Source organism: Streptomyces sp. SDT5-1 (genome assembly GCF_052245995.1).
GTDB lineage: Bacteria > Actinomycetota > Actinomycetes > Streptomycetales > Streptomycetaceae > Streptomyces.
In genome coordinates this window covers 3,670,059-3,682,922 of the sequence record NZ_CM125963.1, presented here as the reverse complement: position 1 = coordinate 3,682,922, position 12,864 = coordinate 3,670,059, and the positions used below count along the sequence as shown (strand labels likewise).

The following is a 12,864-nucleotide window of genomic DNA, read 5'->3' as shown; positions in this document are numbered from 1 at the left end:
GTCAGTCCTCGCCGTCCCCGAAGTCCCCGTAGCGGGGGTCCACGGTCTCCGGAGTGAGCCCGAGGACCTCCGCGACCTGCTCGACGACGACCTCGTGCACGAGCGCCGCCTGCTCGTCGCGGCCCTTGGTGCGGATCTCCACGGGGCGCCGGTAGACGACCACGCGCGCGGGAGTGCCGTCCCGCGCGGGGATCATCCCGCCGAGCGGCACCGTGTCGCCGCCCCACGCCTCGTCCTCGGCCGTCAGGCGCGGCACGTCCAGGATCAGGAAGTCGACCTCGGCGAGCTGCGGCCAGCGCCGCTCCAAGCGCTCCACGGAGTCCTGCACGAGGTCGGAGAAGGCCTCGGCGCGGCTCGCGGACAGCGGCACCTGAGGGGGCGCCACGGGGCCTCGCATGCCCCGGCCGTGCCGGTCGCGGCGGCGGGGCGGGCGCGGCTCCCCGGTGGGCGGCGAAACCGCGTCGTCTGTGTTGACTGGCCTTTCCATCACTGACGCAGCGTAGTCCTCCGCGACGCCGGAAGCGGGACGGCTTCCTGCACCCCGCTCCATGTCGCTTCCTGACCGATCAAGCCAATCTTGGGGCTGATTCAACTTCTCTCCCGGATCGATGATCTCGCCGCAATTGGCGCTATATGTCCCGAGTGGTGACCGCTTTCAACTGTCCGACGGGGCGCACAACCCGGGGTCGTCGCAGGTCATCCAGGCGCCCGCGCGCGGTGGTGTGCGCCGTATCACGCCGCGACACGGTGGGGTGACCTCGGGGAGAGTCGTCGCGGCCCGCTCAAGAGTGCGGTACCGTCCAACGCTGTGAGCCCTGTACGTCGCTGTTCGCGCACCGCTTGCGGCCGTCCCGCCGTCGCGACGCTGACGTACGTCTACGCCGACTCGACCGCGGTCCTCGGCCCGCTCGCCACCTACGCCGAACCCCACTGCTACGACCTGTGCGCCGAGCACTCCGAGCGCCTCACCGCCCCGCGCGGCTGGGAGGTCGTCCGACTCTCCGACGCCGGCGGCCCGAGCCGCCCCAGCGGGGACGACCTGGAGGCCCTCGCCAACGCCGTGCGCGAGGCGGCGCGCCCGCAGGAGCGCGCGGCCGAGGCCGGCGGCTCGGGGGCGCGCACCGCGGACCCCATGGAGGTCGCCCGCCGCGGCCACCTCCGGGTGCTGCGCTCGCCCGACAACTGACCGAAGGCCGGCAACCGGCCGAAGTCCGGTCACGACCGTCGCCTCCACGGGATCTTCACAGTCGTACGCGTTGACCCTGGATTGTTGAGGACACGACGATTTCGCCACCCGACACCGGGATTCCGGGAGGCGAACGTGTTCGTACAGCAACTCGAGCCCGTGGGCGGCTCGCTCGGTCTGTCGGCCCTCGTCGCGGCCCTGCCGCTGGTGACCGTCCTCGTCCTGCTCGGCGCGGTTCGCATGAAGGCGCACCGCGCGGGTCTGATCGGCCTCGCCGTGGCGGCCGCCGTCGGCTGGCTCGCGTACGACATGCCCCTCGGGCAGACCGTCTCCAGCGCCGCACAGGGCGCGGTCTTCGGGCTCTTCCCCATCATGTGGATCGTCGTCAACGCCCTGTGGGTGTACCGGATGACGGTGCGCACCCGGCACTTCGACATCCTGCGCCGCTCCTTCGGGCGGCTCTCCGACGACCCGCGCATCCAGGCGCTCGTCGTCGCGTTCTGCTTCGGCGCGCTCCTCGAAGCGCTCGCCGGATTCGGCGCGCCGGTCGCCATCTGCTCGGTGATGCTCGTCGCGCTCGGTTTCGACCCCGTGAAGGCCGCCGTCGTCGCGCTCGTCGCCAACACCGCGCCCGTCGCCTTCGGGGCCATGGGCACACCGGTCGTGACGCTGGCTCAGGTGACGGGCCTTCCGCTGGACGCCGTCGCCTCCGTGGTGGGCCGTCAGACGCCGCTGCTCGCCCTGGTGGTGCCGCTCGTGCTCGTCGGCCTGGTGGACGGCAAGCGGGGCCTGCGCGAGACCTGGGTGCCCGCCCTGGCGTGCGGAGTCGCCTTCGCCGTCGCCCAGTTCGTCGCCTCCAACTATGTCTCCGCCCAACTGGCCGACATCGGTGCGGCCCTGGTGGGCGCGGGCGCCCTCGTCGCGGTGCCGCACGCGCGCAGGCCGGCCGCCGAGCCCGTACGCGCCGCGGTCCTGACCGGCGTACGCAGCGAGGATCTCGACCAGGAGGACGCGAGGCCCGAGGTGCTGCGGGCGTACGCCCCGTACGCGCTCATCGTCGTGATCTTCTCCCTGGCGCAGATCCCCGCCCTCAAGGACCTGCTCGCCAAGGCCAACTGGGTCTTCGACTGGCCCTTCCTGAACGTCGCGGACCCGAGCGGCAAGCCCGTCGGCGGCAACATGTTCACCCTGCCGATCGTCTCGACCGGCGGCACGCTCGTGCTGATCGCGGGCGTGCTCACCGCGGTCGTCATCGGGGTGCACGCGCGCGATGCGGTGCGCGAGTGGTTCGGCACCGTGCACGAACTGCGGTTCGCGATCCTGACGGTGACGAGCGTGCTGGCCCTCGCCTACGTCATGAACCTCTCCGGGCAGGCCGCCACCATCGGTCACTTCGTGGCCGCGGCGGGCGCGGGCCTTGCGTTCCTCTCGCCGGTCCTCGGTTGGTTCGGCGTCGCCGTCTCCGGGTCCGACACCTCGGCCAACGCCCTCTTCGGCGCCCTCCAGGTGACGGCCGCCCAGCAGTCGGGCCTTTCGCCCGAACTCCTCGCCGCGGCGAACAGCTCCGGCGGCGTCCTCGGCAAGATGATCTCGCCGCAGAACCTGACGATCGCCTGCGCGGCGGTCGGCCTCGCGGGCCGGGAGGGCGACCTGCTGCGCAAGGTCCTGCCGTGGAGCCTCGGCCTGCTCCTGGTGATGTGCCTGATCGTGTGGGGCCAGAGCACGGCGGCGCTCTCCTGGATGCTGCCGTGAGGGTCGGCCGGATCCGCCCGGGGCTGCTGTGACCAGTGTGAATACGGGCGGCCGGGTTTCCCGGGAGGAATGAGGGGTTCACGGTCCGCTGTCAGTGCGGCCAGGTACTTTGTGGGTCCGTGAAGGATTCCAGGAGGGCTGGGCGGACCGTGGCTGCTGCTGATCTGTCGCAGATCGTGAAGGCGTACGACGTGCGCGGGGTGGTCCCGGACCAGTGGGACGAGCGGCTGGCCGAACTGCTCGGTGCCGCGTTCGTCCGTGTCACCGGTGCGGGGGCGATCGTGACGGGGCACGACATGCGGCCCTCATCGCCCGCCCTGTCCGGCGCCTTCGCGCGCGGGGCCGCCGCCCTCGGCGCGGACGTCACCGAGATTGGCCTGTGCTCCACGGACCAGTTGTACTACGCGTCTGGGGCGCTCGACCTGCCCGGCGCGATGTTCACGGCCTCGCACAACCCCGCGCAGTACAACGGCATCAAGATGTGCCGCGCGGGCGCGGCCCCCGTCGGCCAGGACACGGGGCTCGCCGAGATCCGCCGCCTCGCGGAGGAGTGGAGCGAGTCGGGCGCCCCGGAACCGGCGGCGACGCCCGGCAGCATCACCCGGCGCGACACCCTCGCCGACTACGCGGCGCACCTGCGCGGTCTCGTCGACCTGACGGCGATCCGCCCGCTGAAGGTCGTCGTGGACGCGGGCAACGGGATGGGCGGCCACACCGTCCCCACGGTCCTCGCCGACCTGCCCCTCGACGTCGTCCCGATGTACTTCGAACTGGACGGCACGTTCCCGAACCACGAGGCGAACCCGCTGGACCCGGCGAACATCGTGGACCTCCAGGCGCGCGTCCGCGCCGAGGGCGCCGACATCGGCCTCGCCTTCGACGGCGACGCGGACCGCTGCTTCGTCGTCGACGAGAACGGCGACCCGGTGTCCCCGTCCGCGATCACCGCGCTCGTCGCCTCCCGCGAGCTGGCGCGCAACGGAGGCTCCGGCACGATCATCCACAACCTGATCACGTCGTGGTCCGTGCCGGAGGTCGTCAAGGAGCACGGCGGCACGCCCGTGCGCACGCGCGTGGGCCACTCCTTCATCAAGCAGGAGATGGCCACGACCGGGGCGATCTTCGGCGGCGAGCACTCCGCGCACTACTACTTCCGCGACTTCTGGAACGCCGACACGGGCATGCTCGCCGCCCTCCACGTCCTCGCGGCCCTGGGCGGCCAGCCCGGCCCCCTCTCCGCCCTGGTCTCCTCCTACGACCGCTACGCGGCCTCCGGCGAGATCAACTCCACGGTGGCCGACCAGAAGGACCGCCTCGCCGCGATCAAGGCGGCCTACGCCCACCGCGAGGGCGTCACCACGGACGACCTCGACGGCCTGACGATCACCTCCGCCGACTGGTGGTTCAACGTCCGCCCCTCCAACACCGAACCCCTCCTCCGCCTGAACGCGGAGGCCCGCGACACCCCCACGATGGAAAAAATCCGCGACGAGGCACTCGCCATCATCCGCGCCTGACCCCGGGCCCCGCGGCGTGAACTCCGGCTGGGGGCGGCGGCCGGTCGGAGCGGCGGTGAGTCCAGCTCTTGCGGTGCCTTGAGTGGCGGGCGAGGCATTTCCAGCCCCTGCGGCGCTTGAGCAGCGGGGTTCGGGGCGGAGCTCCGTGGCGTTGAGCCCGGTTGGGCATGCTTGGCGGTCGGAGCGGCGGCAAAATCCAGCCCCTGCGGCCCTTGAGGCGCGGGGGCCGGGGCAGGGCCCCGCGACGTCAACCCCGGCAGGGCTGGGCCGACCGTCCACCGGTGGAAAATTCAGCCCCGTCGGCGCTTGAGGCGCGGGGGCCGGGGCAGCGCCCCGCGACGTCAACCCCGACCGGCCAACCCCGACCGCCCCGCCGGAGGCACGGCACGGCGCCCCGTGACGTCACCCCGGGTGACCCCGGGCAGCCGACCGACCCCCACCGGTAGGCTGGTGATCAGCGTCAGCGCACCCCGCACCCCGAACCCACCCACCCCCCCCGGAGGGAACCATGCCGCTCGAAGCCGGCCTCCTGGAGATCCTCGCCTGCCCGGCCTGCCACGCCCCCCTCAAGGAGGCCGACGCCGAGCTGATCTGCACCGGCAAGGACTGCGGCCTGGCCTACCCGGTCCGCGACGGCATCCCCGTCCTCCTGATCGACGAGGCACGCCGCCCCGCGTAACCCCCTCAACGCCCGCAGGAGACGCCATGTTCGACGAAACGCTCCTGGACGACCCGGACGCGCTGGCCACGGCCGACCGCCGCGGCCTGCTCCGCGGCGCCGCAGAGGCCGGCGCCCGCGTCCGCACGGCGGCCCGGCACGCGGCCGAGGCCGGCATCGCCGACCTGAAGCCGGACGGCCGCCCCCGCGCCGTCCTGATCGCGGGCCCCGGCACCGCCGCCGTCGGCGTCGCCGACTTCATCGGACGCCTCGCGGGCGCGGCCTGCCCCGTCGTACGCCTGCGCCCCACCGGCGTGGCCCCCGCCGCGGGCGCCCTCCGCTGGGAGCTCCCGGGCTGGGCGGGCTCGGTCGACCTGCTCCTGATCGCCACCCCGGACGGCACCGAACCGAGCCTCTCGCTCCTCGTCGAACAGGCCTACCGGCGCGGCGTCACCGCCGTCGCCGTCTGCCCCTCCGACGCCCCGCTGACCGAGGCGGTCGCCGGGGCCCACGGCCTGTCCGTGCCGATGGCCACCGCCCCGTACGAGCAGGACGAACCGGCGGCCGCCTCCTCGCCGGGCGCCCTCTGGGCGCTGCTCACGCCCCTCCTCGCGCTCCTCGACCGTACGGGCCTCCTGACGGCCGCCCCCGACACCCTGGACAAGATCGCCGACCGCCTCGACCAGGTCGCCGAGCGCTGCGGCCCCGCCATCGCGACGTACAGCAACCCGGCGAAGACGCTCGCCGCCGAACTCGCCGAGGCGCTCCCGCTGATCTGGACCGAGGGCGCCGCCGCGGGCCCGGCGGGCCGCCGCTTCGCCGCCGCCCTCGCCGAACTCGCCGGGCGGCCCGCGCTCGCCGCGGACCTGCCCGAGGCGATGCCCGCCCACGGCGCGCTCCTCACCGGCGACCTGGCGGGCGGCGCCGACCCCGACGACTTCTTCCGCGACCGCGTCGAGGAGGCCCAGGCCCTGCGTGCCCGCGTCGTCCTGCTGCGCGACCGCCCCACTGGCGGCCTCACCGCCGCCCCGGCCGCCCGCGAACTCGCGCTCTCGCACGACACCGCCATCAGCGAGCTGGAGCCGGAGGAGGGCAGCGATCTGGAGACCCTCGCGGAGCTGATCGCCGTCACGGATTTCGCCGCCGTTTACCTGGGACTCGCCTCCCGGGCCTGACCCGGACCGACCCTTGCTCCAGCCGACCACCCCGTCCTGAACCGCGTACCGCAGCGATCGCCCGCGTATCGAAAGAAACCTCCATGGACCGCCTCACCAACACCATCCGCCCCTACGCCTGGGGCTCCACCACCGCCATCCCGGAGCTCGTCGGCGCGGAGCCGACCGGCGAACCGCAGGCGGAGATGTGGATGGGCGCCCACCCCGGCGCCCCCTCCCGCACCGAGCGCGGCCCGCTGAACGAGATCATCGACGCGCACCCGGAGACGGAACTCGGCTCGCGTGCGGTCGAGAAGTTCGGCCCCCGCCTCCCCTTCCTCCTCAAGCTGCTCGCCGCGGGCGCCCCCCTCTCCCTCCAGGTCCACCCCGACCTCCAGCAGGCGAAGGAGGGGTACGAGGACGAGGAGAAGCGCGGCGTCCCGATCGACGCCCCGCACCGCAACTACAAGGACGCCAACCACAAGCCCGAACTGATCTGCGCCCTCACGCCGTTCGACGGCCTGTGCGGATTCCGCGCGCCCGAGGAGGCCGCGAAGCTCCTCGAGGGACTCGGCGTCGACAGCCTCGAACCGTACGTCGACCTGCTGCGCGCCCACCCCGAAGAGGCGGCGCTGCGCGAGGTCCTCACCGCCGTACTGAGCGCGGACCCGGCCGAGATGGAGCGCACGGTCACCGAGGCCACGGCCGCCGCCCAGCGCATCGGCGGCGCCTACGAGCCGTACGCGGGCATCGCCCACCACTACCCGGGCGACCCCGGTGTCATCGCGGCGATGCTGCTCAACTACGTCCAACTGCAGCCCGGCGAGGCCCTGTTCCTCGGCGCCGGCGTCCCGCACGCCTACCTGAACGGCCTCGGCGTCGAGATCATGGCCAACTCCGACAACGTGCTGCGCTGCGGACTCACCCCCAAGCACGTCGACGTCCCCGAGCTGCTCCGCATCGTCCGCTTCGAGGCCACCGACCCCGGCGTGCTGCGCCCCGAGGCCTCCCCGGACGGCGAAGAGGTCTACGACACGCCCATCGACGAGTTCCGCCTCTCGCGCTTCGTGCTGCCCGAGGGCGGCGCGGACCATGAGCTGACGGTCCCGACTCCGCAGATCCTGCTCTGCACGGCGGGCACCGTCCGGGCCGGCGAACTGACGCTCGAGCCCGGCGAGTCGGCGTTCGTCCCGGCGGGCGAAATGGTCCGTGTGTCCGGAACCGGCACGGTTTTCCGTGCGACGGTGGTGGCCTGAGAGACATCTGCGGCGTCCCGTGCTGCAACAATGACCCACCGCGCACGGGACGAACGCAGAACCTCGAAAGGACACCCGGAACGACATGAGTGCTTCAGGCGGAGCCAAGGCGATCGTGGCGGCACTGGCCGCCAACCTAGCGATCGCGGTAGCGAAATTCGTGGCGTTCCTCTTCAGTGGCTCCTCGTCGATGCTCGCCGAGTCGGTCCACTCCCTCGCCGACTCGGGCAATCAGTTCCTGCTGCTGATCGGCGGCAAGAAGGCCCAGCGGGAGGCGACCCCGCAGCACCCCTTCGGGTACGGCCGCGAGCGCTACATCTACGCCTTCCTGGTCTCGATCGTGCTCTTCTCGGTCGGCGGCATGTTCGCCGTCTACGAGGGCTACGAGAAGATCGCCCACCCGCACGACCTGGAGCACTGGTACTGGCCGGTCGGCGTCCTGGTCTTCGCGATCATCGCCGAGGGCTTCTCGTTCCGCACGGCCATCAAGGAGTCCAACGAGCTGCGCGGGAAGCTCTCCTGGGGCCAGTTCATCAAGCGCGCCAAGGCGCCCGAGCTGCCCGTCGTCCTCCTGGAGGACTTCGGCGCGCTCATCGGTCTGGTCCTCGCGCTGTTCGGCGTCGGCCTGACCCTCGCCACCGGTGACGCCGTCTGGGACGGCATCGGCACCCTCTGCATCGGCATCCTGCTGATCGCCATCGCGATCGTGCTCGCCCTGGAGACCAAGTCGCTGCTGCTCGGCGAGGCCGCCGGCGCCGACGAGGTCGCGAAGATCGAGAAGGCCCTCGTCGACGGCGACACCGTCACCGGCCTGATCCACATGCGCACCCTCCACCTCGGCCCCGAGGAGCTGCTCGTCGCCGCGAAGATCGCCGTGCGGCACGACGACACCGCCGCCGAGGTCGCCCGCGCCATAGACGAGGCGGAGGCCCGCATCCGCGCGGCCGTCCCGATCGCCCGCGTGATCTACCTCGAGCCCGACATCTACAGCGAGTCCGAGGCCGCGAAGGGCTCCGACCCGGAGGCCCGCCCCGGCGGCCCGACGCCGACCGCGGAGCACTGAGCGCGTTTTTCACGTCTACGTAGAGGGGCCCTACCGAGAATTCTCGGTAGGGCCCCTCTACGTAGAGAGCCGTTCGGCTACTGGACCTCGGCCAGCACCTCGAGGATCGCCGCCTCGTCAGGGGCCGCCTGGAGCCGCGCCCGGAAGTCGGTGTCCATGAGCTTGCGCGAGAGCAGCGCCAGGATCCGCAGGTGCTCGTCGCCCGCGGCCGCCTCCGGCACCGCGATCATGAAGACCAGCTTGGCCTTCGTGCCGTCGAGCGAACCCCACTCGATGCCCTCGGAGGACCGCGCGAAGGCGACGACCGGGGCGGTCACCGCGTCCGTCTTGGCGTGCGGGATGGCGATCTCCTCGCCGAGCCCGGTCGTGCCCTGCTCCTCGCGGCGCAGCGCGGTCTGTACGAGCTCCTCGGCATCGGCCACCTTTCCGGTGCCGGCGGCGAGGCCCGCCAGCTCACGGATGGCGGCTTCCTTGTCCTGCGCGTCGAGCCGGACCTTGACCGTACGAGCGGTCAGATAGCCGGAGAGCACCTCGGGCGCCCCGCCGTCGCTCTCGGCTCCCGCCTCGGCTTCGGCTTCGGCCGCACCGGCAGCCGTGGAGCCCGCAGCGGCCGCCTGCAGCGACGCGGACGCGGACGCCGAGGCCACGGTCGCCGTCGCGTGGGCCTCGGGCGCGCTCTCTGCGGAGACGGCCGGAGCCGCGCCGACCAGGGCGGGCTCGGGAGCACCGGCGCCCTTGCCCGACTCCGTGGCGGCCTGCTTGGCGGCGGCGCGCCGGTTGCTCACCCCGATGAGCGCGTTCGTCGTCAGGGCGGTGACCACCGTGCCCGCGGCCATCGCGACGACGAACATGGCGAGGCCGCTGATCGCACCGAACACCGCGACGATCGGACCTCCGTGCGGCACGGAGTCCTCGACCCCCGCGAGCCCGGCGATCGCACCGGCCACCGCGCCGCCCAGCATGTTCGCCGGAATGACCTGCGCGGGCCGCGCCGCCGCGAACGGGATCGCGCCCTCGGAGATGCCGAAGCAGCCCATGAACAGAGCCGCGATACCGGCCTCGCGCTCCGCGTCGGAGTACAGCTTGCGGCGGATCAGCGTGGCCAGACCCTGGCCCAGCGGCATCACCGGGATGGCCGCGGCGGCCATGCCCATGACGGCGTTGTTCGTCCCGATCAGGCCGACGGCGAACAGGAACGCCGTCTTGTTGACCGGACCGCCCATGTCGAACGCGATCATCAGACCGATGAGCGCGCCCAGCAGCACCGCGCTCGACCCGGTCATCCCGCCGAGGAAGTCGGTGAGGTGCGTGAACACCCAGGAGATCGGCCCGCCGAGGATGTAGATGAAGGCAAGGCCCACGGCCAGCGTGGACACGATCGGCACCACGATGATCGGCATGATCGGCTGGACGGCCTTCGGGACCTTGACCTTCCGGATCGCGATCACGAGATAGCCCGCGAGGAAACCGGTCACGATCGCGCCGAGGAAACCGGCGTTGGCGTCGGAGCCGTAGATGCTCGCGTCCGCCGCGAGGAAACCGCCGATCATGCCGGGCACCAGCGCGGGCCGGTCACCGAGCGCGTAGGCGATGTACCCGGAGAAGATCGGCAGCATCAGCTTGAAGCCGAGCGTGCCGAGCGCGTTGACGTTGAACCAGAACGTGTCCTTGGGGATCTGGATCCCGTCCGGCGTCGCGTGACCGCCGATCGCCAGCGACACGGCGATCAGCAGACCGCCCACCACCACGAACGGGATCATGAAGCTGACGCCGTTCATCAGCGCCTTGTACGCCGCTCCGCGGTCCTTGCCGCCGGAGACCGCGGCCCCCTGCGCGGCGCCGCCACCGGAACCGCCGTGCACGGGCGCCGTCCGCACGCGCTCGAGCAGCTGCTCGGGGTGGCTGATGCCCTCGGACACGCCGACCGCCAGAAGCCGCTTGCCGGCGAACCGGCTGCGGTCGACGTCCGTGTCGGCGGCGATGATGACGCCGTCGGCGTCTTTGACATCGTTGTCGGTGAGGACGTTCTCGGCCCCGATGGACCCTTGCGTCTCCACCTTCATGTCGATGCCCGCGGCATCCGCCGCCTGTTGCAGCTTCTCCGCAGCCATGTAGGTGTGCGCGATGCCGGTCGGACATGAGGTCACCGCGAGCAGTTTCAGCTTCCGCTGCTGCTCGACGGCCCCTCCGCCCGCGTGGGGGTCGGCCGGACTGGTCACGTGGCTCTCCTTCAAGCGTTCCGTGCAAGAGCGCGCAAATCTTTGCGGCTGTCAAAGCATGGTGCAACACATACGGACAGGATCGACAGTTCAAAGGTCCCGTATCGACCGGTCCGTAGTCATCCATCACGATTCCGCTTACGTCACTCCGGCACCCGCCCCCGAACCGGAGGCGACACGGCCGGATCGTGAGGCGGGGTGGGTTCGACTGGGCCGATCGGTGTAGCTTTGTGACGAGCCAGACGTCGCTGCTGATGGCGGTCGGGCGGCCCGCACGCCGGGTCGACCCGAGGGAGAGAGGGCCTCCGACGGACTGCGCTGCGAACGACCAGGGGACCCGTGTGTCCCAGGACGCCGCAGGTCAGCCATGCGCATCGCCCGTACCGCGGGCAGCGCGCCAGCCCACCTCGACCGACTGCAACAGCCCGAGGAGCAGCTCACTTATGACTTCTGTCGCCAACCGACAGGACCAGGACTTCAAGGTCGCCGACCTCTCCCTCGCCGCCTTCGGCCGCAAGGAGATCACCCTCGCCGAGCACGAGATGCCCGGCCTCATGGCGATCCGCAAGGAGTACGCCGACGCCCAGCCCCTCGCGGGCGCCCGCGTCACCGGCTCCCTCCACATGACGGTCCAGACGGCCGTCCTCATCGAGACCCTCGTCGCGCTCGGCGCCGAGGTCCGCTGGGCCTCCTGCAACATCTTCTCCACGCAGGACCACGCCGCCGCGGCCATCGCCGTCGGCCCCAACGGCACGCCGGACAACCCCCAGGGCATCCCGGTCTTCGCCTGGAAGGGCGAGACCCTGGAGGAGTACTGGTGGTGCACGGAGCAGGCCCTGACCTGGCCGAACACGCCCACTGGCGGCCCGAACATGATCCTCGACGACGGCGGTGACGCCACCCTCCTCGTCCACAAGGGCGTCGAGTACGAGAAGGACGGCAAGGTCCCCTCGCCCGACACCGCCGAGTCCGACGAGCACCGCGTCATCCTCCAGCTCCTGAACCGCACGATCTCGAACGGTTCGCAGAAGTGGACCCAGCTCGCCTCCGAGATCCGCGGCGTCACGGAGGAGACCACGACCGGCGTCCACCGCCTGTACGAGATGCAGCGCGACGGCACCCTCCTGTTCCCGGCGATCAACGTGAACGACGCCGTGACCAAGTCGAAGTTCGACAACAAGTACGGCTGCCGCCACTCGCTCGTCGACGGCATCAACCGCGCCACCGACGTCCTCATCGGCGGCAAGACCGCGGTCGTCTGCGGCTACGGCGACGTGGGCAAGGGCTGCGCCGAGTCCCTCCGCGGCCAGGGCGCCCGCGTCATCGTCACCGAGGTCGACCCGATCTGCGCCCTCCAGGCGGCCATGGACGGCTACCAGGTCACGACGCTCGACGAGGTCGTCGACAAGGCCGACATCTTCGTCACCACGACGGGCAACAAGGACATCATCATGGCCTCCGACATGGCCAAGATGAAGCACCAGGCCATCGTCGGGAACATCGGCCACTTCGACAACGAGATCGACATGGCCGGCCTCGCGAAGATCGACGGCATCGTCAAGGACGAGGTCAAGCCGCAGGTCCACACCTGGACGTTCCCCGACGGCAAGGTCATCATCGTGCTGTCCGAGGGCCGCCTGCTGAACCTGGGCAACGCGACGGGCCACCCGTCCTTCGTGATGTCCAACTCGTTCGCGGACCAGACCCTGGCCCAGATCGAGCTGTTCACCAAGCAGTCCGAGTACCCGACCGGCGTCTACGTGCTGCCCAAGCACCTCGACGAGAAGGTCGCCCGCCTCCACCTGGACTCGCTCGGCGTGAAGCTGACGACGCTCCGCCCGGAGCAGGCCGCGTACATCGGCGTCGAGGTCGAGGGCCCGTACAAGCCGGACCACTACCGCTACTGACCCCACCGAGCACGTCCAGGACAGGCCCCCGCACCCCCGTGTCGGGGGCCTGTCCCGTGTTCGCACACACCGCTGGCTACGGTGGACACGCCCTTCGACGCCCGCCCGCCTCGTACGCGACGGCAGCCGTCACCAGGCCAGACAGAGGACCC

The 12,864-nt window shown here is 71.6% G+C and carries 10 protein-coding genes; 8 read left to right on the top strand and 2 right to left on the bottom strand.

What is annotated here, in order from left to right:
• Position 1 precedes the first annotated feature (1 nt).
• The gene (locus ACTWJ8_RS17070) at positions 2-487 is read right to left on the bottom strand and encodes a metallopeptidase family protein (protein WP_356384566.1); all 486 of its coding nucleotides are present in this window, start codon (positions 485-487) and stop codon (positions 2-4) included.
• Between the two features lie 321 nt (positions 488-808).
• Here ACTWJ8_RS17070 and ACTWJ8_RS17065 point away from each other — a divergent pair, with 321 nt between their 5' ends.
• The 7 genes from ACTWJ8_RS17065 (at position 809) to ACTWJ8_RS17035 (ending at position 8,586) form a co-directional block, all read left to right on the top strand.
• Positions 809-1,186, top strand: coding sequence for a DUF3499 domain-containing protein (locus tag ACTWJ8_RS17065; RefSeq protein WP_356384569.1), 378 nt, complete (start codon positions 809-811; stop codon positions 1,184-1,186).
• A gap of 135 nt (positions 1,187-1,321) precedes the next feature.
• Positions 1,322-2,938, top strand: coding sequence for an L-lactate permease (locus ACTWJ8_RS17060; RefSeq protein ID WP_356384572.1), 1,617 nt, complete (start codon positions 1,322-1,324; stop codon positions 2,936-2,938).
• Positions 2,939-3,087: 149 nt separating this feature from the next.
• Positions 3,088-4,455, top strand: a complete 1,368-nt coding sequence (locus ACTWJ8_RS17055) for a phosphomannomutase/phosphoglucomutase (protein ID WP_443264356.1) — start codon at positions 3,088-3,090, stop codon at positions 4,453-4,455.
• Positions 4,456-4,963: 508 nt separating this feature from the next.
• Positions 4,964-5,134 (top strand): Trm112 family protein, encoded by a 171-nt coding sequence (locus ACTWJ8_RS17050; protein ID WP_266710935.1) that lies wholly within the window; start codon positions 4,964-4,966, stop codon positions 5,132-5,134.
• 26 nt (positions 5,135-5,160) lie between these two features.
• Positions 5,161-6,288, top strand: coding sequence for an SIS domain-containing protein (locus tag ACTWJ8_RS17045; RefSeq protein WP_443264354.1), 1,128 nt, complete (start codon positions 5,161-5,163; stop codon positions 6,286-6,288).
• Between the two features lie 83 nt (positions 6,289-6,371).
• Complete coding sequence (gene manA / locus ACTWJ8_RS17040) at positions 6,372-7,523, top strand: mannose-6-phosphate isomerase, class I (protein ID WP_443264352.1); 1,152 nt, start codon at positions 6,372-6,374, stop codon at positions 7,521-7,523.
• Between the two features lie 85 nt (positions 7,524-7,608).
• Complete coding sequence (locus ACTWJ8_RS17035; protein ID WP_443264351.1) at positions 7,609-8,586, top strand: cation diffusion facilitator family transporter; 978 nt, start codon at positions 7,609-7,611, stop codon at positions 8,584-8,586.
• A 77-nt stretch (positions 8,587-8,663) separates the two neighbouring features.
• Here the strand turns inward: ACTWJ8_RS17035 and ACTWJ8_RS17030 are convergent, their stop codons facing one another.
• A complete protein-coding gene (locus ACTWJ8_RS17030; protein WP_443264349.1) occupies positions 8,664-10,805 on the bottom strand; it encodes a fructose-specific PTS transporter subunit EIIC in 2,142 nt (713 codons plus the stop codon).
• Between the two features lie 443 nt (positions 10,806-11,248).
• Here ACTWJ8_RS17030 and ahcY point away from each other — a divergent pair, with 443 nt between their 5' ends.
• The gene (ahcY, locus tag ACTWJ8_RS17025; protein ID WP_356384588.1) at positions 11,249-12,712 is read left to right on the top strand and encodes an adenosylhomocysteinase; all 1,464 of its coding nucleotides are present in this window, start codon (positions 11,249-11,251) and stop codon (positions 12,710-12,712) included.
• Positions 12,713-12,864 lie beyond the last annotated feature (152 nt).